Below are 20,415 nucleotides of genomic sequence, written 5' to 3'. Positions count from 1 at the left end.
AGGGAGAGAGTTGAAATATGAATGTATTGGTAACCGGAGGCGCAGGGTTCATCGGTTCGCATTTGGTTGATGCGCTGGTGGCGAAGGGACAGCGGGTTCGTATCCTTGACGCTTTAGTGCCGCAAGTCCACACTTCGGGGAAGGCAGAGTACCTGAACCCTGATGCCGAATTCATCCAGGGTGATGTTTGTGATGCGGCGGTTGTTCAACAGGCGCTTGACGGCATTGATGCGGTTTATCATCAGGCTGCCGAAGTCGGCGTCGGGCAATCTATGTACGAAATCACTCGTTACGTTCGAGCAAATGATTTTGGGACTGCCGTTTTGCTTGAAGCGATACTTGCAAAGCGCGATAAAATTCAAAAATTGATTGTCGCATCTTCCATGTCAATTTACGGTGAAGGTGCATATGCTAATTCTGAGGGAAAAGCTTTTTATCCTAAAATTCGCCCCAATGAACAACTTGAAGCCCGCATTTGGGAAGTGGTGGATAATGAAGGAAAGCCTTTGAAAGCTGCCCCAACATCTGAAGACAAGCCCTTATTCCCCACTTCGGTTTATGCGATCAGCAAACAAGACCAGGAACAATATTGTCTGGTCTTCGGTCGCGCTTACAATATCCCGACCGTGGCTCTGCGTTATTTCAATGCTTATGGTTCGCGTCAGGCTTTATCCAACCCTTATACCGGTGTTTGTGCGATTTTTTCGGGGCGGCTTCTGAACAACCATCCTCCGGTTATTTTTGAGGATGGAGAACAGGCGCGTGATTTTGTTCATGTCAGCGATATTGTGCAGGCGAATTTATTGGCGCTCGAAACCAACCGCGCCGATTATCAGGCTTTGAATGTCGGAACCGGAGTAGCCACATCGATTAAACAGGTGGCAGAAATGTTAGCCAAAGGTTTAGGCAAAGACATCGAACCGGAAATCGTCGCCAAATACCGCGCTGGCGACATTCGCCATTGTTTTGCCGATATTTCGCGAACCCGCGAATTGCTGGGTTATGAGCCAAAATGCAGGCTTGAAGACAAGATTCCTGAGTTGTTGGATTGGGTTGCTCAACAGCAAGCTACTGATCAGGTGAAGCAGGCAACCGCCGAATTAGAAACTCTTAATCTGGTTCGTTAATCTCGGATTTCTTATTAAGCGTTAAAAATCAATTTGCAGATTTATGTACATTTTAGGACTGACTACATTAGGTGATGCGGCGGCGACGTTGATTCACGATGGTGAAATCGTTGCCGCTGCTGAAGAAGAGCGTTTTTCGCGGGTGAAATACAAACCCGGTTTCCCGCACGGCGCATTGCAGTATTGTCTTGAGCAGGCGGGAATTAAAATATCCGATGTCGATCACATCGGTCTTTACTGGAAGCCCTGGATACTCAGGCATAAAGCCATGCAGGCGGTGAAATCGCTCGCCATGTCACCGGCGATGTTTCGCGCCCGTGTTGATAGAGGCGTCGCGCAAGTGAGCGATAGCTACCTTGGAATGTTCAAATATCCCAAGATGATTCGCGAGCGTTACGGCGACAGCGATTTCAAGTTTCATTACCTTGAACATCACCTCTGCCATGCGGCGAGCGCCTTTCTGGTTTCACCGTTTGAAAGCGCTGCGATATTGACGATGGACGGAACCGGCGAAGAGACCACCACCCTTTTTTCTCAAGGAAAAGGCACGAAAATCAATGTCTTAAAACGCATAAAACTTCCCAATTCCTTAGGGCAATTTTATTCGGCAGTAACCAACTACATCGGCTTTGATATGTTTGCCGGTGATGAATGGAAAGTGATGGGGCTTGCCGCTTACGGTAATCCGAAATATAAAGACTTCTTCGCAAAAGAAGTGCTATCCATCAACGGCAATCATGATTTCCACGTCAACATTCGCGTGCTCGACCATCATCTGGCGAAAAAATATAAATTCAGTGAGGCGGCAAAAGAGGCGCTCGGCGCGCCGCGCCTGCCCGGTGAAAAACTCGAACAGCGCCATTGGGATATTGCCGCCAGCGCCCAGAAAGTTTTGGAAGACGTGGTGCTGCATCTGCTCGAAGGGCTTTACGAAGAGACCCGCGAAGAAAACCTCTGTCTCGCGGGTGGCGTGGTTTTTAACTCGGTAATGAACGGGCGGATTATGACCGAATCGCCGTTCAAAAAATATTTCGTGCAACCGGCAGCCGGTGACGCGGGGTGTTCGCTCGGTGCTGCCTACCTGCTGCATCACGGACGTTTCAAAAATCCGCGTGGGTTTGTAATGACCAATGCCTACTGGGGGCCGTCGTTTACGGGCGAGGAATGCGCGGCGGCGCTAAGCGAAGCCGGACTGCAATTTGAAACTTTGCCGGATGAGGTCTTACTTCCGAAAGTCGCGCAGATGATTGCCGATGGCGCAGTGATTGGCTGGTTCCAGGGACGTATGGAATTTGGCCCGCGGGCGCTTGGCAATCGCAGTTTTCTTGCCGACCCGCGCCGCGCAGATATGCGCGAACTTCTCAATCAAAAAGTCAAACTGCGCGAATGGTTCCGCCCGCTTGCGCCATCGATGCTCGAAGAAGCGGCAACCGAAGTTTTCGGGCGTGAACATTATGACCCGTTTATGGTGACGGTTTTGCCGGTGGCTGATCGTTACCGCGAGCGTATCCCTGCCGTGGTTCACGTCGATGGCACGGCGCGACCGCAAACCGTTAAGCGGGAACTCAACCCGCGTTACTGGCAATTGATTAAAGAATTTGAAAAACTCACGGGTATTCCGATGCTTTTAAATACCTCGTTCAATATTCAAGAGCCAATTGTTCGCACCCCGAAAAACGCTATCAAAACCTTCAAAGGCGCAAACTTTGACGCCCTGGTGTTGGAAAACAATCTCGTCGCGCGAAAGTAATTTTCAAAGCCCAATATCCATGAGCAATTCATCTGTTAAAGATCAACCGGTTCGCGTGGCGCGTGTGATGGATCGGCTCAATGTCGGCGGACCGGCTAAACACGCGGTCTTTACCTCTAAACTAAACGCCGATGAATTTGAAGTCACGCTGATTAGCGGAACGGTGCCTGCCGGTGAAGGCGATATGACCTACCTTGCGCGCGAAGCGGGAATCGAACCGCTTATCATTAAAGAGATGAGCCGCGCCATCTCGCCGCTCGATGTACTCGTCATCGGCAAATTATTTCGTCGGTTTTTACGCCTCAAACCGCAAATCGTTCACACCCACAAAGCCAAAGCCGGAACGGTTGGGCGGCTCGCGGCATTTCTTTACAAATGGCTCACACCTGCGGCGCTGATTTTCAAACCGCGAAAATGTTCGGTGGTTCACACCTTTCACGGGCACATTTTTCATAGCTATTTCAGTCCGGCAAAAACCAGAGTGTTCATTGCCATCGAACGCCTGCTCGCGAGATTTTTCACAGACAAAATTATTGTCATCAGCGATGAACAACGCCGCGAAATCTGCGATGACTTTCGCATCGGTCGCCCGGAACAGTTCCTGGTGATGCCGCTTGGCGTCGATTTTCAAGACCCTGAACCGCAAAATCACACTTGGCGCGAAGAGCAGGGAATTGCCGCTGATGAGTTTACGATTGGCATCGTTGGCAGATTGTGCGAAGTCAAAAATCACGCGATGCTTTTTAAAGCGTTCAGAATTTTGTTGGATGAGTTTGAACACGCAGAAAAAACCTCGCCGCGTGTGCGCCTGGTGGTCATCGGCGATGGCGAATTGCGCGGAGAGTTGGAATCCCTGGCGCGCGAGTTGAGATTAACTGACCAGGTGGTTTTCACGGGCTTCTGCAAAAATGTTTTGGCGCTTTACAAACATCTCGATTTAATTGCGCTCACCTCGCTTAACGAAGGCACGCCGGTAACTCTCATTGAAGGGATGGCTTTTGCCCGACCGATTATCTCAACCGCCGTCGGCGGCGTGGTCGATTTAATGGGCAAACCGGGCGCAACGAAAGAGGGCTTTACGCTGTGGGCACATGGCTTGACCACCGCGAGTCGCGACGCCGAAAGTTTCGCCCGCGCCTTGCATTTTTTGATAACCCAACCTGAACTGAGAAACGAGATGGGAGAAGCGGCACAAAAATTCGCCCTCGAAAAATATTCAAAAAAACGTTTGGTGGGCGACATCGAAACGCTTTATCACGAACTTTTGGAAAAGCCGCAACGCCTCAAAGTTCAGCAGAGCGAAATCGTCAGCCAGTAATGGGAAAAAATTTTGGAGTGCGGTAACCGGTTACCGCTTTTGCGTATCCAGTCGGATGAATGAAGAGTTGAGTGTAATCAATTACTTTTAGGACTTACGCAAGGGATGTACAGCAGACTGTCTAGTCTGCTGCGGGGGATGGCTTCAAGACCTTTGGCAAGAACCGAAAGGCTTGATTCCTTAATCTCGCCGCAGGTTAGACAACCTGCGGTACATCGGCTGCGTAAGCCCTGACTTTAAGCTTTCATCAAAGGGTTTAAGCGCAATTCATGGGGTTGAGTTTTAATCAAAAGCTGCGACCAGTCGCAGCACTCCAAATCAGGCGTCTCGAATAATGGCTTCACATTGAGCCAACGAATCTACAAGCCTTTTGAAAATTTGCTCAGGAATCATTTTTTTAGCCACATTTTCGCAAAACCCCCAATTGCGAACTTTGATTAAGGAATTAAAACCGTTTGTTAGCCGCCTCATCAAAAATTCAAAAAAACAAATTGCTTGAGACATTATGCTGCCCGTCATGCAATGGCAAATTGTCACAACTTGCCAACGCGCAAACATCGGCAGCAGAGGTAACGCTTGAATGTTTGCCTTGTGGAGAAACCTTTCCGGTAATTGATGGTATCCCGCGAATGTTGCTGGCGCGAATGCGCGAAGCGTTAAGCGGTGCAGGCGTTCAATCAGATGCCGACAAACAAAAAGCTGCAACCGCAGAAAGTTTTGGTTACGAGTGGAATCAGTTTTCGCAAATGCTCGATGAATACGAGCGCAATTTTTTTGAGTACATGCAACCGCGCGCGCCTGAGTTCTTTCGCGGTAAATTAATTTTGGACGCCGGTTGTGGCAGCGGACGTCACGCGCACTACTCGGCAAAATTTGGCGCAACAGTTTTCGGAGTCGATTTAGGCTCGGCAATTTACGTTGCCAAACGCAACACCGACCAGTTTGATTCGGTGCTGATTTCACAGGCAGATTTATACAATTTGCCCTTTGCGCTTGAAAGTTTCGATTTCATTTACTCGATGGGGGTGTTGCATCATTTGCCTGAACCCGAAGCGGCATTTCGCAATTTATTGCGCTTTTTAAAACCGGGCGGCGAAATTCATATTTATCTTTACTGGCAACCCGAAAGCCAACCTGTCAAAAACGCTTTATTGCGAATCATAAACCTTACCCGCCGGATTACCACGCGCCTTCCGCACAAACTGCTTCATTTGTTGTCATACCCTGCGGCGATGCTGGCTTTTTTGCTTTTTGTTTATCCGTATAAACTCATGCGACATATTCCAGGCTTGAAAAAAATTGCCGGGAAGTTGCCGATGAAACAATATGCCAATTATCCGTTTCGCGTGTGTGTGAATGACCAGTTCGATAGATTTTCTGCACCGATTGAAAATCGTTACACGAAAACAGAAGTCATTGCATGGTTTGAACGAGCGGGATTTGAAAACATTGATGTGCGACCGAACAGCGGTTGGTGCGCGAGTGGTCGTAAACCGCTCAATTCGTAATCAAACGCGCGAAACTGAAATTGCGAACTTTGATTCAACCTTTGATGCTTAAATTTTAATTCATTATGTGTGGAATAGCTGGAGCCGTTTCAAACACCAGACAAGATTTAACTGAGCAGGCAAAGCGTATGGCGGATGCCATTGCGCATCGGGGACCTGATGATTGGGGATTGTGGAATGACGCGCATTGCGCCTTGAGCCATCGCCGCCTTGCCATCATCGACCTCTCGGAAGCCGGACGCAATCCGCTCGCAAGTCACGACCAGACCATCTGGATTACCTTCAACGGGGAAATCTATAACTTTCAATCGCTTCGTGATGAACTGGCGCGTCTCGGCTACCGGTTTCGCACCCGCACCGACACCGAAACCATCGTTTATGCCTATCAACACTGGGGCACGGATTGCCTGAAACATCTGCGCGGCATGTTTGCTTTTGCCATTTGGGACGCGCCGCGCAAACGCCTGTTTTTAGCCCGCGACCGCGTCGGCAAAAAACCGCTCTTTTATACCCAAAGCGGCAATAATTTTTTCTTCGCGTCGGAACTCCAGGGTTTACTGGCAAACCCGGAAATCTCGCGTGAGCCAAACCCATCGGCAATTGATGCGTATCTCTCGTGGGGCTATGTGCCTGCGCCCGATACCGGCTTTAAAAACATCTTCAAACTGCCGCCTGCGCATTACCTCACACTCGATGTGTGTGATAACCATTTCGATATTCAGGTGGCGCGTTACTGGTCGCTCGATTACACGCCGAAAACCAACCTCAGCGAAGATGAAGCCAGCGCCGCGATTCGCGAAAAGCTCACAAAAGCCGTGCGCCTGAGAATGATCAGCGATGTGCCGCTTGGCGCTTTTCTATCCGGCGGCATTGATTCGAGCATCGTTGTCGGACTCATGGCACAGCTTTCCGACAAAGCAGTGAAAACCTTTTCCATAGGTTTCAAGGAAGCGGCTTACAACGAAACCGAACACGCCCGCCGCATCGCCAACCTGTGGAGCACAGACCATCAGGAATTCATCGTTGAGCCGGACGCCCTGGCAATCGTTCCGAAACTGGTGCGCCATTACGGCGAACCTTACGCCGATTCATCGGCGATTCCAACATTCTATGTTGCGCAGATGACGCGCCAGTCTGTGACCGTGGCGCTTAATGGCGATGGCGGCGATGAAAGTTTCGCGGGCTATGAACGCTATCTCGGTAATCGCCTTGCCGAACGCGCCAATCAAGTGCCGGGCTTTGCGCTGTCGGCGAATCTGTTGAAACGAGTGTTGCCCGATTCTATCAATCCGAAAAGTCGCGCGCGACAGGCGAAACGGTTTTTGTCGGTTTCAACCAAACCGATGGCTGAACGTTACGGCAACTGGGTCGAATATTTTCGCGAGGATGCCAAAGCGCGCCTTTATGCCAAAGACTTTCGTGCCTCATTAAATGGACACAAAACCGATAAATGGTTTGCTGAATTGTTTGAAAGAGCCAACCATCTTGACCCCGTAGATGCGGCGATGTGCGTTGATGTGGCGTCATATCTGCCGTTTGATTTGCTGGTTAAAGTTGACATCACGTCGATGGCAAACAGCCTCGAAGCCCGTTCGCCATTTTTAGACCACGAAGTGATGGAATTTGCCGCGCGTCTGCCGGTTGATTTGAAACTCAGAGGCAAAGAGGCGAAATACCTGCTCAAACGCGCCTTCAAAGATTTATTGCCGGACGCCAATGTTTATCGTCGCAAGATGGGATTCGGCGTGCCGATTGGCGATTGGTTTCGCACATCGCTTCGCAATTTGCTCGAAGATTCGCTATTATCCGAGCAAGCAATGCGGCGCGGGTATTTCAATCAACAATTTGTTGAACGAATGGTACACGACCATATTGAACGTCGCGCCGATCACAGCTTTGCGCTTTGGAATTTGTTGATGCTCGAATTATGGCATCGTGAATTCATTGATTAGCCGGGATTCGGGAGTCGGGATACAGGATTCAGGGAGCGACTTTTGACCGCTCATTCAACCGATGGAGCAGAACGTTTTGACGACCATCAATAGCCTGACGTTTGTTTTACCGACGAGCCTGATGAAAAAAACTGAAGAGTAGAGGAAAACGAATGAGAGTGTTTATTACAGGTGGCGCCGGATTCATCGGTTCACACCTTGCCGAGCAATACCTTGAAAGAGGCGACGAAGTTTATATCCTGGATGATCTTTCCACCGGCAGCATGGAAAACATCAGTCATTTCAAAAGCCATCCGAAACTCAAATACTACATTGATTCGGTCAACAATTATCATTTGACCGCCGAGTTAGTTGATTTGGCGGATGTCGTTTATCATCTGGCAGCAGCCGTCGGCGTCAGGCTTATTGTTGAAAGTCCGGTCAAGACCATCGAAACCAATGTGCGCGGCACAGAGATTGTCCTGGGGCTTGCCGCGAAAAAACGCAAACGCATATTGGTGGCATCGACCTCGGAAGTTTACGGCAAACGCACACAGATGCCGTTTCGCGAAGACGATGACCTGGTGATGGGCGCGACCAACAAAGGGCGTTGGAGCTATGCCTGTTCAAAAGCCATTGATGAATTTTTAGCCATCGCTTACTGGAAAGAAAAACGGGTGCCGACCGTGGTGGTGCGTCTCTTCAATACCGTCGGTCCACGTCAAACCGGACAATACGGCATGGTGATTCCCAACTTTGTCACCCAGGCGCTGATGAATCAACCCATCACAGTATTTGGCGACGGCTCGCAGAGCCGTTGTTTTACCCACGTTTCGGATGTCGTCGGGGCGTTGATGAAATTGATTGAACACCCGCAAGCCGTCGGCGAAGTTTATAACATCGGCAGCAACAGGGAAGTCAGCATGGTCGAACTTGCCCAGCGCATCAAAGCATTGACCGGCTCTCAGTCCGAAATTACCTTTGTGCCTTATGAAAAGGCTTACGAAGAAGGTTTTGAAGATATGATGCGACGTGTCCCGGATATTGCAAAAATTAATAGTTTAATTGGCTATGTTCCAAAGATTTCACTGGACGAAATCCTCACCAGCGTTATAGATTATCAGCGAACAAAAATAAAAGAGCGTGCCAGCTCGCCCTTAGCGTTTAAATCATAAACCTCTACGCCCCCGCGAACCGGTCTACCCTTGACGACAAGTGTAAGCGGGGAATCAGAAGCATAAATGTACCAAATTCAATTCGAGCGTTGAAGGGAGTTGGATCATGATTGAGTTGATGACAGGCGCTGTAACCAGCTTGGTTATGGGGGCGTTGTTTACCTTTATTGTACGCGCTTTTGCCAGAAAAAAAGGGATTGTTGCAAAACCCAGAAAAGACCGCTGGCACCAAACGCCGACCGCCCTGCTTGGCGGCATTGCCATCTTTACAGCCTTCGTCATCGGTTGTCTGATTTTCGCGCCTCGCTTACCGCAAGTTTATCCCATCTTGATTGCCGGCTCACTCTTGTTCGTTACAGGGCTTCTGGATGACATCGTTCAACTGAAACCCTACACCAAATTAATTCTGCAACTGGTTGCCGCCGTCACTGTGGTCAATTTCGGATTGCAGTTGACCGTCACGCCTTACCAAACCCTCAATGTTTTCCTGACGATTTTCTGGCTGGTCGGAATTACCAACGCCATCAACCTGCTCGATAACATGGACGGACTTGCGGGCGGCGTTTCAGTCATTGCCTGCGTTTTTCTGGTATTTACGTTTTTAATCGGCGACCAGCCGCTCGAAGCCATGTTTGCGGTTTTGCTGGGCGCTGCGGTTTTGGGTTTTCTGATTTTTAATTTCAATCCCGCATCAATCTTTATGGGTGATTGCGGCTCGATGTTTCTCGGCTTTATGCTCGGCGGCATGGCGATGCTCAGCTACGGACGCATGCGCAACCTCACCGCTGTGTTGCTGACGCCGGTGTTGATTTTGCTCATCCCGATATTTGATACCTGTCTGGTGACGATTACCCGCAAGCTTTCCGGCAGACCGATTTCACAAGGCGGACGCGATCATTCTTCGCATCGTCTGGTTGCCATCGGCATGTCCGAACGGCGCGCCGTGATTGTGCTCTATATCCTGACAGCGTTATCCGGGGCGCTGGCGATGATGCTCCGCTTCGTTGCGCCAAGCATTGTGGTGATGATCATTCCGGCTTTCGGACTGGTGATGATTTTCATCGGTCTCTACCTGGGCAAGATGCGCGTCTATGACGAGGGCGAACAACCCGAAGGCAATCCGTTGATTCGCGTGCTCGCCGATTTTTCATATAAACGCCGGATTTTTGAAGTGCTGTTGGATTTGGTGCTGGTTGCCCTGGCTTACTACGGCGCTTACCTGTTGCGGTTTGATGGCGAAATTCCCGAACAACAAATGGAAATTTTGCTGAAAACGCTGCCGATATTGATGCTCGTGCAGATGGCGGTATTCTGGTTTACCGGCGTCTATCGTGGATTGTGGCGTTATACGGGCGTCAATGATTTAGTTACCATCGCCCAGGCGGTTCTGCTTTATGCGTTGATGAGCAGCGCCTTGATTTTTGCCATGTACCTGCTCAAGGGACCTTCACGCGCGGTGTTTATTCTGAACGGCATCCTGATGTTTTTATTTGTCAGCGGCAGCCGCCTGTCGTTCAGGTTATTGCCGGCGTTGATTATCGGGCATCGTCACGGTGTATCGCCTGACGCCAAGCCCGTGTTGATTTACGGCGCGGGTGATGGCGGCGCTTTACTGATTCGCGAACTGTTGAACAATCCCGAACACCGTTATGCGCCCATCGGATTCATTGATGATGATGAACGCAAAGCCGGAAAGAGGATGCACGGCTATCGCATCTTTGCGAGAGCGGAAGTCGAATCGCTGGTCGAAACGCATGGCGTCTCGGAAGTCCTGGTTTCCAGTGAAAAGGTTTCCGAATTGAATCTGAAAAGTTTAACCAGTCAGGGAATTTGTCTGCGCCGCATGAGCATTAGAATCGAATAATTCTTAAAATATTTTTAACCATCCATTCTCTTAAACTTCATTTCGTAAAACTGATTCGCTCGCCACTGCGCACAGCCCTGTAACAGCCGTCAACCAGCTCCACAGATTTCAACCCATCCAGCGCCGTCACCGTCGCCGGTTTCCCCTCAACCATCGCATCAATAAACGCGCGGTCTTCCTGCGCATATCCCCACCGTTCTTCCTTCGACAACTGATGCATTGAAACGGTAGTGAATTCGCCGTTAATCATTTGACTGAAGGTGATGCTTTCCATTTCGCGGGTCACGATGGTGGCGTGATGCGCGAACAGTTCGATACGTTCAAAAGGAAACAGCCAGCTTGCATCCGCAGACGAAGCGAAGGTCGCATGGAAGCCGTTTGCAAATTCCAGCAACACGGAAAACTCATCCTCTTCGGCGTATTCGTGAGTTGAACCCACTGCCGTTAATCGCGCGACTTCGCCGAATTGAAAGCGCGCCATATCGAACATATGAATAGTGGTTTCATACAGAAAACCGCCGGTAATTTCCGGGTTCGCAACCCACGCGGGGTTCAACAGTTCGCCGCGATTCATTTTGATGTGCGCGGAATGGGGCACCAGTCCTTCATCAAGTTTCTGTTTTAAGATGGCATAGACCGGCGCGAAACGACGATTATGTCCGACCTGAAAGATGTTGTCGCTTTTGGTTGTCGCCTCAAAAACCGCTTGGGCTTCAGCGAGCGTGGTTGCCATCGGTTTTTCGCAAAAGACGTGTTTACCGGCGGCAATGGCTTGAAGGGTTAATTGTGTATGTTGAGTATTGGGCGTGGTGATATACACCGCATCAACCTTTTCAATCACTTCACCTGCATCAGCAGCAACGGTTGCGCCGGTTGACCGGGCGAGTTGTTCGGCACGCCCGGCATGAAGGTCAAAGACGCAAGTAAGCTGAACCCGTTCATCACGCGCCAATACATTGGCATGGACACCGCCGATATACCCCGTACCGATAATCCCGATTTTAATTTTGCTCATGAATCTTCCTGAAATGTGGAATGTGGCGACAAGGGTTACTCTTATAGCTGCTTGCAAAAGCGTTTACGCAGTCTCTGTTGAGAGAGCGGTCTTTGACCGCGTCATTGGGCAGTCGCGGTCAAAGACCGCTTATTCAACCTCAGTAAATCGTATTGCAAATCGCTATAGATTGAATTGCTTCCATCTTTCGATGCATGGACAGAAGGCAGAAGTAAACCGGGCTTTAGCCTGATGCCGCCTTGGGTTAAAGCCCATTTATCTGCCTGCAATACATACCTCCAGCTAAAGCCGGAGGCAATCCACAAAAGTAAGAACTATTTAAAATTTGATAGCGCGTTCCAAAAATCTATTTAACGCGCGATAGCATAAATGCAGGCGTCGATGATTTGTCCGTCTTTGAATACCGCTTTTTTTAATCGCCCTTCAAATTGATAACCGGCTTTTTCAAGCACACGCATCGACGCCGGATTCCATTCAAAGACCTCTGCAAAGATGCGGCACACCTCAAAATTGGCAAACCCATAGTCGGTCATCGCGCGAACCGCCTGCGTGACCATGCCTTTTCCCCAGAACTCTTCGCCAAGCCAGTAACCGATTTCCGCCGACCGGCGATAGACATCATCGCGCAAAATTAATCCGATGCCGCCGACTACTTCGCTATCAACTGCAATGGCAAAGTTGGTCACCGGAATTGTCGAATTGGCATATTGAATCCACCACGTTGCATCGTCAAGCGTGTATGGATGCGGAAAGCGGTCGCGCAGATTGCGCCAGATTTTACGATTGTTGGCGTGATGCGCCATCGAGGGTTCATCGCCTGCGCGAAAATTACGCAAGGTGAAATTTTCAAACTTCAATTCCATAACCTTTATTCAAAGCCACGCGGCGGCATACCTTCACGGCGACGCAACCAATTGTCTTGCGGATAGTCGCACGCGCCGTCAATAACGTGAAGCGTATAAGCGTGACGCGATTTCGTCGAATGATTTGCGCCGCTTAAATGCGGCAACAACCCGTGCAGTAAAATCAACGTCCCCTGCCGAACCGCCAGACAAACCGGTTCATCATCGGGGAAGGGCGTTTCATCAAGCGTGATGAATTTAGTGCCGCCTTCTGCCGCGCGCGCGAAACGTTTTTTCAGTCCGAGTTTATGCCCGCCGCGAATCGCGTACATACAACCGTTTTCAGGCGTGGCGTCTTCGAGCGCAAACCATAAGCCCATCACACTCATGGGTTCGGTATAAAGAAACGTCGCATCCTGATGACAGGTCACTTCGCCGCCGATGTTCGGTTGTTTAAAAATGTACATGGATTGCAATAGCAGCGGCTTGCGATAATCCAACGAATCAACCACCTCTTTTATTTTTGGCTGGCGCGAAAATTTTTCAAAGACCGGGTCGAGGTCATGCAATGCGTGCCCGATTTTATTGATGGACTCGGCTTTGCTCTGGCGTAAATTGCCTGCGCCGTCAAAGGCATCTTCTTCAAAAAAGAAACTGATTTTATCGCCCGAATCTAAAAAGTATTCATCACTGGTGCGGGACTGTTCGCGCGTCGAAAAGATGGACCTCACTGCTTGCGGTTCAAAGGCTTCAACCAGCATTTCGGCGCGCGCTTTCAGCGATTCGCATTCATCGCGACCGATGAAATTCTCAAGGACGAGAAACCCGTCCTCTTCATAGCGAGCGATTTGTTCGGGTGAGAGATTCATAAAAACTCGCGCGGGCAATTTTACGCGATGACGGAAATCATATTCAATGCGTTAAGAGCAAATCGTTCATCGCCTTTGAAAGTTACAACCCTGTGCGCCTGGTCTTTGTTCACGCCTTTCGTAAACAATCGCCAGGCGAGGTCTTCATCCATCACCAGTTCTGCATCAGGCTGACGCTCAACATCAAGGTAAAGATTCCACATTTGCGTTTCTCTGAGCAACGACCAGCGACCACCGGCTGCGCCTGTAATCGTTAAAGTGACGAGGGTGTTTTCATCGGCTTCAACATTGCGATAGGTATGTGGCAAGGCGCGAACGAAAGCGTCGAGAACCGGCGCAAAAAATTTCGGCTCTTTCATTCCCGGTCGCTGAACCGCATCGCGTATCTGTTGTTGATGATGCCAGCGTTCCGTATACTCACGCGCTAAATCCAACCACACCGGCGCAGGTTCATCGCCCGCCCAACTCACAGGGTCGCCAACCGCCCAGGGGTCTAAGGTTTTGAAATAATCGCAGACCTGCTCGCCGGTCAATCTCAGCAACTCGCACAGCAGGCGCGGGCTGAACCGCCCGGCTGCCTGCACCCAAACAGCATTCAATTCATTGATGAATGCCACGAGTTCTGCCCAACTGTCGATAGATTTATTGACGAATGCAAAGCCATCGCGTTTGCGCGAGAGAATGCCGACGTCGCCGCCAAGCAGATGCGCGGCAAGGTCTTTGACCGACCAGTCTTTGCAGACCGTCGCTTTTTGCCAGTCGGACGGCGATAAACTTGCGAGCAATTCAAGCAAGCCATCAAGTAGCAACGGAAACAAATCGACAACAATGAGGGGTTCAGGCTTTTTCATTTTAAGGTTTCTCGAATACCGCAATACCATTAGTCCAGTCAACCGTGACGCGCAAGTAATGCAGCGCCGAGCCGCCAAGCGCGCCTTCGGTTGGTTTATCCATCCACTGCGCCATGTATTTGTGAAAAGCGTTGTCGGATTGTACGGTGAACCAGACGGGTCCGACTTCAAATCCACCGAGCTTGATTTTCGGCACTTCAATCATGGCATTGCCGGTCATGGTTTTGATGTTTTCCAACACCCGCCACTCGGGGTGTTTCTGCTTCCATTTGTCGAATTGCGATTTGGTAAGAAAACTGGCGGCACGTTCCGCCGGTCGACCATCGTTAATCACCTTTAACACCTCATCGGGCAAAACATTGGTCGCGCCGGTGTCGAATAAAAAGTCGATGACCTCGCCATCAATTTCAACAGGAATGCGCGCAAAGTCTGTGAGGTGTTTTCCGGTCGCATCGGTTTTAAAAAATAATTTCACAGCCTGTGCCGGTTGATGTTTGGGCAGGTCGCCTGCGGCGCGCCAGAGCAATTGTTGTTTCGGATAATCGAATGTCCAGGTGCGACCGGCGAACCACTGTTGACCAAGCATCCCGTCATATTTTGCAAAAGTCGGCGGCGCATTTTTATGCCCCATCACAAACAATCGCCCGTCCGCTTTGCCGAGCGGTTGCGGAATTAAGGCACTGGCTTTGAAACCGGGCAGCGCGGCAAATTTAACCGGTTGACCGTCTTCGCCTTTTTCTTCGCCTTGATGTATATCGAGTTTCAGTTTTTCTGCTGTGTCATCGAATATAAACAACCCGCCACCTGAATCCGTGAAAAAAGCGAGTTGCTGTCCGCCATCCGTAACCGGCAACGCCACAAAGCGATGCTCGTCATAGCGCGTCGGAATAACTATAGGTTTGCCTCGTTGCGGTTCAGGCGAAGCGGTTTTCTGAGGGTTTTGTCCGTAAAATGTCTGGGTAGTAAACAGCAGAGAAAAGATTATCAGCAGTTTTTTCATCAGCCTCTCCGGTTTTTCAGTTAAGACTTTTTCTACGCTTTGCCCTTTATGAAGGTTGCAGGCTTTCTTTTTAAATTCAGTTTATTTGCGTGGCATGATAAACATCGTGTCATTAATTGCTTTGTTGCAATCAAAGGTTTTGATTTTCAATATGGTGGTGATTTGCGGACTGACGGAACGAAACACCGATGGCAACAGAATGCCGCACACGCTTGTGTAATCTTCATAATAAGTTTCGGTTAAGGTTCGCCCTTCGGGGGCAGTTCGGTCGCTGTCCTGACGAATCAATAAACCGGTTTGCGTATCGAAATAATATTTGTCTGAAATGCCGCTGGGCGTGGTCGCTAAAATGACGTGTGCTTGTCGCGCGCCGACCGCCTGTGTTCCGATGAGTTCGAGAATGGAATACATCTCTCGAAGTTTCGTTTGATTGTAGAAGACGCTATCGAGTTTGGCGCCTTCGAGTTCCAGGCTTTTCTTTTCACGAACCCCATTGACCGTATCCTGAATCCATCCGACTTTGCCATCGTAACCCTGGGTGATGGTGAGCACACCGGGCACGGTAATTTTTGAATACGCTTTATCCGGCGCTTTGGTGAAACTGAGAAGGGTTCCTTTGGTGCCGTGTGTGGGAATTTCAAAATCGCCGCTTGCGGAAACCGAGGTCACATTTTCAATCGCGGTTTTGCCGCCCACCGATTGAATATATCTATCAAGGATGCGCGCGACTTCTGCGGTAACCGCTGCGCCCGGTTCCGCGGGTCGCGGGTTTGCGGGTCGCGTAGGCGTAGTTTTACGCGCGGGGTCAGATGGCGTCGGATAAGCGCGGCGTCTGGCTAACCCCGCAAAAGTGCCGTTCGGATATTTTTCCAGATAGGCTTTGAAATCTTCGGGGTCGTTGCTGTCTTTTATCGTTTCCCAGAAACTGAGTTCGACTGCCGCCGGGTCAACCCGCGCAGGCGGCGTGGTACTGACGGCGCTCACCGTTGAACCGGCAACCGCTAGAACCAGTTCGTCAGCTTTGTAGCCTTGAATGTCTGCCCACGGGTATTGTCGTTCGCCCGCGCCATAATCGATAGCGACGCGCTTGGGCACGGTTTCCTGTACATATTTCACCAACCCCGCAAGGGTGACTTCGCCTTTGCTGTTTGCCGCAGCGCCTCTCATGCCTTCAACCAATGCCCAGGTGAAATAGCCCTGCTTTTTATCTTTGAATTCCAGCGCCGCCTGTCCGACCCCTGTGGCATACAGGGTTGCAAACGCCGTGATGTCCTGATTGCGTAAATCAAAATTGAAGCCATCGGTATAGGTGCGGGTTAAAATGCTCCGCGATTCGCCGCGTCCGGTTGTCGGATTGTTGCGACAGGCATCAAGGATGAGCAGCACCTGCCCGACATTGGTTTGCCGTATGCGGTCACGCATGGCTTCGACATTAATCGCGGAATCTTCGAGCAAGGCGATGTCTGTGCTGACCTGCGCATCCATCGGCAACAGGTAAGCGCGACCATTGCGTTCAATGCCATGTCCTGCGAAGGAAAACAATAAGAGTCCATCTTTAGGAACCACCTGCCGCAAATTCGACAACCGGCGCAGTATGTTGGCGCGTGTCGGTTGCAATTCGACCGCCTGATTGGAAGTCAAAAGGATGACATTTTCGCCCGGAAATCCTGCGTATTTGACCAGCGCGTCGGCGAGCGCCTTGGCATCATTGGATGCGCCGGTGAGTTTGTTGATTTGCGAATCCTGATATTCATCAACCCCGACAATCAACGCATAACGTTTGGCATTGCCGGGCAGGCGATTGACGGATGGTTGTACCTGTAGGCGTCGCTGGTCATCTGCCGATTGCGCGGGGGATGTCGAAACCGCCATCAGCAAAACACTGAAAGCGAAAAAAGTGGCACGAACAAAAGGTTTCATCAGATTAGATTTCATTGCGATCCCTCTGACAAACTGAGTTGTTAAGAATTTTCGGCGCTTGTTCGCGAGGTTTTTACTCAAGCGTCCGGTTGCGAATCCTTGGCTGTTGACCTACTTAATCATACTCGCTTCGGCGAAATTGAAAAACATCAATGTAGAAATTACGGAAGGTTTTTTAGAATGGATTTCTCAGGGCGCTTGATTATCGCGGGTTGAAATGCTGTCGAGGATTAAACGTCAGGAAAAAAATATAGAGCTTTGCCTGCAAGTATAGGAGGACCGTATTACCATATAGACCCGTGTCTCGATGGTAAAGCCAAACTTACAGGCAAAGCTTATCGTTGGGCATATCGGCAATTGAGCCATGAATGATTGCCGTTCGCCCGATTCTAGGGTTTGGTGGATTGCGCTTTCGTTGTACATTCCGTCGTGCTATCCCGCATATTGGAATCGCTCAAATATTCTTTAATCGGTTCAATATCGAATTTATTTCCCCAGCGCGTGAAAATTTCAATAGCCGCTTTTGCCTGTTGGTCGCATTCATCGACCGAAGCCAGCACCCGATGGAGTTTATCGATTGATTCAAAAGTCACTGCACAGCCATTTAATTTTACGGTTCCTATACCGGCAAAGGTCAGACCATCACGGCAACGATAAAATTTGTATTCGCCGCTTGAAAGACTGATGAGTAAAAAATTCCCTGTACTGTCATCTTGAATCGTGATGAGGTCGCTTTCGGGAATCGGTTGACTATAAAGGGTTATGTATTTCTCCTGCGCGACGACCGGAGCGACCAGCAGGCAAGTGACGGTGACTAAAATGCATAGAACTCTCTTCATGAGGAACTCCCTTGTTGTTTATTTATTCAGGTCGCTCCTACATTTTGGAAGAACTGCGAAAGCGCAAAAAGATACATTGGGAATTGTTAAAATTTGTTAAAAAGCCTGAATTTGGTGAGTGTTTGATTATGCATAGGAGAGGTTGCAGCCACTTTCAGCGGATTGATTTCCAGGCGATAATGCAGAGCAAAGGCGTGCCAGGAGTTGCGGAGTTTTAAAAGATAACGCTTATCAACCGGATTCTCCGCCGCTTCTGCAATCCGCACACGCGAGGCAGCTTCGCGTACCCTTCACCCTTTGTCACATCTTCTGCTTTTTTTCCCTGCATTGCTTTTTGGAGGAGATTTATTTAATCAATATTGAGAGTGGCGTTGTTTGCATTGAGCAAAGTTTTTGCGGTATTGACTGAAGCTTCGTCGCTGCACCGCACAGCCATAACCACCTTGTCATCGCTGACCGCTTCATCGTAATCAACCGGCGAGCCGCCGAATAATCGCGCTTCGTAAAGCATTCGCCCCAGTGCGAACAACACGGCAGTGAACATCGCGGTTTCAAAGATAATGACCCCGAAAGCCCAGAACGAAACGACCGGCATTCCCCCTGTGACAATGTTGACGTGACGCGAGGTCAGAACGGTTAGTAATATCGCCGCCGTCGCGCCGGTGATGCCGCCCGCAATCGTAAACCAGGTGATGAGGCTTTTTGACGAGTCGCCATTCATCGCTTCGTGAATCGGTTCGCTCGACATCAGTTCGATTTCCCGTAGCCCCTCGCGGCGCAAAGCGCGCGCCGCCTCTAAGGCGTCTTCGTGAGTGGCGAATGCTGCCAGAATGGTTTCAGTCATAAATTCCAATGGAACCTGAAGCGCACAAAGAACCCGAAACAAATTTTATTTTGTTCTTCGTGGCTTCGTGTCTTTCGTGAAGAATTCAACTTCAATAGCTAAAACAATCAAACGCCCCTGCTTAATCGCTTACCATCATTGCCGGTTCTTTCACAACCGGATGGAGTTCTTCGCGATGATGACGCAAGCCTTCTTTGTATTCCCAGATGGCGACGATTGGAAAAAGCTTGGTAAACATGGCATACAACAACACGAAATAAGCAATCGTGCCGACGGCGATGGCGATTTCATAAATCGTCGGCTGATAGCTGCCCCAGTTAAACGTGAAGCGCGGTTGCGCCAGCGTCGGCACAATAATTAAAAAACGTTCAATCCACATGCCAACCAGCACCGCCGCCGAAGCAATGACCATTCCCGTAATGGTGCGCAATTTTTTAATCGCCAGAATCGGCGCGGGGATAAAAAAGCAACAGATGACCATCGTCCAGAACATCGGCGCATAGTGCCCGCTCACTTTGGAATCGAACACCACTTTTTCATGCGGCTCGTTGCCGTACCAGACGGTCAGGTATTCGGCAAAGGTGAAGTAAAACCAGATCAGGCTCATGGTCAGCAGCAAAAAGCCGAGGTTCGTAAAATGCAATGGGCGCAGGTATTCTTCGAGATGAAAGATGCGGCGGATGACAGCCATTGCCAAAATCAACGCCGCGATACCGGAAAAGATTGCCCCCGCGACAAAGTACGGACCAAAGATGGTTGAATGCCACATCGGTTGAATCGCCATCGCAAAATCCCAGGACACGATGGTATGCACGGAAACCGCTACCGGAATGATGATGACCGCCATCACCTGTACGGCTTTCTCCAGTCGCGCCCATTGACGCTGGGTGCCGCGCCAACCGAGACTCAGTTTGGCGTAAATCCGTTTGCGCGCGCCGGTGGATTTATCGCGCACCAAAGCAAGGTCTGGAATCAGCGGCAGATAGAGATAAATCAACGAGCCGATAAAATAGGCATTGATAGCGAAGAAATCCCAGAGCAGCGGCGAGCGGAAATTGGGCCATAATCCGCGGTCGTTCGGATAAGGCGCGAGCCAATAAAACAATAAAGGTTTGCCGAGATGGACAATCGGAAAAATGCCGCCAATCATCAACGCAAAGACCGTAATCGCTTCGGCGCAACGGGTGACCGGCCGACGCCACTCCGCGCGACTGACGCGCAGAATGGCTGAAATCAAAGTGCCGGCGTGGGAAATGCCAATCCAGAAAACGAAATTGGTAATATCAAACGCCCACATCACCGGGCGATTGATGCCCCACACGCCGATACCGCGACTCAGTTGCACAAGAAACGAGGCAAATGCCGCCGCTAAAAATAACAGGCAAACGATGACCGTGACGCGCCAAGCCCATCCGGTCTCTTTGAGCGGTCTCAACAAATCGCTATTGACTTTTTCGTTGGTCATTTCCGTTTCTTGCATGGTGATGCTACTCTCTCAGCCCGCCATCCGGCATCAATTCAAAGTAAAAGAGACTACGGAACAAATGGAAATAACCGAATAG

General features: G+C 50.0%; 16 protein-coding genes. 7 read left to right on the top strand and 9 right to left on the bottom strand.

Annotated elements, in window-relative coordinates; translation table 11 throughout:
- Positions 1–17 precede the first annotated feature (17 nt).
- From AB1757_26340 to AB1757_26310, 7 genes are all read left to right on the top strand, one after another.
- On the top strand, positions 18–1,127 hold the full coding sequence (locus tag AB1757_26340; protein MEW6130582.1) for an NAD-dependent epimerase/dehydratase family protein: 1,110 nt from the start codon (positions 18–20) through the stop codon (positions 1,125–1,127).
- 43 nt (positions 1,128–1,170) lie between these two features.
- Entirely contained in the window at positions 1,171–2,877 is a 1,707-nt protein-coding gene (locus AB1757_26335; GenBank protein ID MEW6130581.1) for a carbamoyltransferase C-terminal domain-containing protein, read from the top strand.
- Between the two features lie 19 nt (positions 2,878–2,896).
- Positions 2,897–4,195, top strand: coding sequence for a glycosyltransferase (locus tag AB1757_26330; protein ID MEW6130580.1), 1,299 nt, complete (start codon positions 2,897–2,899; stop codon positions 4,193–4,195).
- Between the two features lie 455 nt (positions 4,196–4,650).
- Positions 4,651–5,703 (top strand): methyltransferase domain-containing protein, encoded by a 1,053-nt coding sequence (locus AB1757_26325; protein ID MEW6130579.1) that lies wholly within the window; start codon positions 4,651–4,653, stop codon positions 5,701–5,703.
- Positions 5,704–5,768: 65 nt separating this feature from the next.
- A complete protein-coding gene (gene asnB / locus AB1757_26320; GenBank protein MEW6130578.1) occupies positions 5,769–7,655 on the top strand; it encodes an asparagine synthase (glutamine-hydrolyzing) in 1,887 nt (628 codons plus the stop codon).
- A 152-nt stretch (positions 7,656–7,807) separates the two neighbouring features.
- The gene (locus tag AB1757_26315; GenBank protein ID MEW6130577.1) at positions 7,808–8,809 is read left to right on the top strand and encodes a GDP-mannose 4,6-dehydratase; all 1,002 of its coding nucleotides are present in this window, start codon (positions 7,808–7,810) and stop codon (positions 8,807–8,809) included.
- A gap of 106 nt (positions 8,810–8,915) precedes the next feature.
- Positions 8,916–10,673 carry a hypothetical protein gene (locus AB1757_26310; protein ID MEW6130576.1) on the top strand — a complete coding sequence of 586 codons (1,758 nt, stop codon included), beginning with the start codon at positions 8,916–8,918 and terminating at the stop codon, positions 10,671–10,673.
- A 37-nt stretch (positions 10,674–10,710) separates the two neighbouring features.
- Here the strand turns inward: AB1757_26310 and AB1757_26305 are convergent, their stop codons facing one another.
- The 9 genes from AB1757_26305 to nrfD form a co-directional block, all read right to left on the bottom strand.
- The gene (locus tag AB1757_26305) at positions 10,711–11,688 is read right to left on the bottom strand and encodes a Gfo/Idh/MocA family oxidoreductase (protein ID MEW6130575.1); all 978 of its coding nucleotides are present in this window, start codon (positions 11,686–11,688) and stop codon (positions 10,711–10,713) included.
- A gap of 350 nt (positions 11,689–12,038) precedes the next feature.
- A complete protein-coding gene (locus AB1757_26300; protein ID MEW6130574.1) occupies positions 12,039–12,551 on the bottom strand; it encodes a GNAT family protein in 513 nt (170 codons plus the stop codon).
- Positions 12,552–12,556: 5 nt separating this feature from the next.
- Complete coding sequence (locus tag AB1757_26295) at positions 12,557–13,399, bottom strand: phytanoyl-CoA dioxygenase family protein (protein MEW6130573.1); 843 nt, start codon at positions 13,397–13,399, stop codon at positions 12,557–12,559.
- 20 nt (positions 13,400–13,419) lie between these two features.
- Positions 13,420–14,250 carry a maleylpyruvate isomerase family mycothiol-dependent enzyme gene (locus AB1757_26290; GenBank protein ID MEW6130572.1) on the bottom strand — a complete coding sequence of 277 codons (831 nt, stop codon included), beginning with the start codon at positions 14,248–14,250 and terminating at the stop codon, positions 13,420–13,422.
- Position 14,251: 1 nt separating this feature from the next.
- The gene (locus AB1757_26285) at positions 14,252–15,250 is read right to left on the bottom strand and encodes a hypothetical protein (GenBank protein ID MEW6130571.1); all 999 of its coding nucleotides are present in this window, start codon (positions 15,248–15,250) and stop codon (positions 14,252–14,254) included.
- Positions 15,251–15,331: 81 nt separating this feature from the next.
- The gene (locus tag AB1757_26280) at positions 15,332–17,185 is read right to left on the bottom strand and encodes a caspase family protein (protein MEW6130570.1); all 1,854 of its coding nucleotides are present in this window, start codon (positions 17,183–17,185) and stop codon (positions 15,332–15,334) included.
- Positions 17,186–17,559: 374 nt separating this feature from the next.
- Positions 17,560–18,009 carry a hypothetical protein gene (locus AB1757_26275; GenBank protein MEW6130569.1) on the bottom strand — a complete coding sequence of 150 codons (450 nt, stop codon included), beginning with the start codon at positions 18,007–18,009 and terminating at the stop codon, positions 17,560–17,562.
- A gap of 349 nt (positions 18,010–18,358) precedes the next feature.
- A complete protein-coding gene (locus tag AB1757_26270) occupies positions 18,359–18,853 on the bottom strand; it encodes a quinol:electron acceptor oxidoreductase subunit ActD (GenBank protein MEW6130568.1) in 495 nt (164 codons plus the stop codon).
- Positions 18,854–18,974: 121 nt separating this feature from the next.
- A complete protein-coding gene (gene nrfD / locus AB1757_26265; protein ID MEW6130567.1) occupies positions 18,975–20,333 on the bottom strand; it encodes an NrfD/PsrC family molybdoenzyme membrane anchor subunit in 1,359 nt (452 codons plus the stop codon).
- Positions 20,334–20,415: the final 82 nt, after the last annotated feature.

The sequence above is a fragment of the Acidobacteriota bacterium genome (assembly GCA_040754075.1).
Lineage (GTDB): Bacteria > Acidobacteriota > Blastocatellia > UBA7656 > UBA7656 > JBFMDH01.
Note: the sequence above shows the minus strand (reverse complement) of the source record. Positions and strands in the feature narration are given on the sequence as shown.

Coding starts and splice junctions, on each gene's coding strand:
- AB1757_26340 (MEW6130582.1), top strand. CDS start 18: ATGAATGTATTGGTAACCGGAGGCGCAGGGTTCATCGGTTCGCATTTG.
- AB1757_26335 (MEW6130581.1), top strand. CDS start 1,171: ATGTACATTTTAGGACTGACTACATTAGGTGATGCGGCGGCGACGTTG.
- AB1757_26330 (MEW6130580.1), top strand. CDS start 2,897: ATGAGCAATTCATCTGTTAAAGATCAACCGGTTCGCGTGGCGCGTGTG.
- asnB (MEW6130578.1), top strand. CDS start 5,769: ATGTGTGGAATAGCTGGAGCCGTTTCAAACACCAGACAAGATTTAACT.
- AB1757_26315 (MEW6130577.1), top strand. CDS start 7,808: ATGAGAGTGTTTATTACAGGTGGCGCCGGATTCATCGGTTCACACCTT.
- AB1757_26310 (MEW6130576.1), top strand. CDS start 8,916: ATGATTGAGTTGATGACAGGCGCTGTAACCAGCTTGGTTATGGGGGCG.
- AB1757_26305 (MEW6130575.1), bottom strand. CDS start 11,688: ATGAGCAAAATTAAAATCGGGATTATCGGTACGGGGTATATCGGCGGT.
- AB1757_26300 (MEW6130574.1), bottom strand. CDS start 12,551: ATGGAATTGAAGTTTGAAAATTTCACCTTGCGTAATTTTCGCGCAGGC.
- AB1757_26295 (MEW6130573.1), bottom strand. CDS start 13,399: ATGAATCTCTCACCCGAACAAATCGCTCGCTATGAAGAGGACGGGTTT.
- AB1757_26290 (MEW6130572.1), bottom strand. CDS start 14,250: ATGAAAAAGCCTGAACCCCTCATTGTTGTCGATTTGTTTCCGTTGCTA.
- AB1757_26285 (MEW6130571.1), bottom strand. CDS start 15,250: ATGAAAAAACTGCTGATAATCTTTTCTCTGCTGTTTACTACCCAGACA.
- AB1757_26280 (MEW6130570.1), bottom strand. CDS start 17,185: ATGAAATCTAATCTGATGAAACCTTTTGTTCGTGCCACTTTTTTCGCT.
- AB1757_26275 (MEW6130569.1), bottom strand. CDS start 18,009: ATGAAGAGAGTTCTATGCATTTTAGTCACCGTCACTTGCCTGCTGGTC.
- AB1757_26270 (MEW6130568.1), bottom strand. CDS start 18,853: ATGACTGAAACCATTCTGGCAGCATTCGCCACTCACGAAGACGCCTTA.
- nrfD (MEW6130567.1), bottom strand. CDS start 20,333: ATGCAAGAAACGGAAATGACCAACGAAAAAGTCAATAGCGATTTGTTG.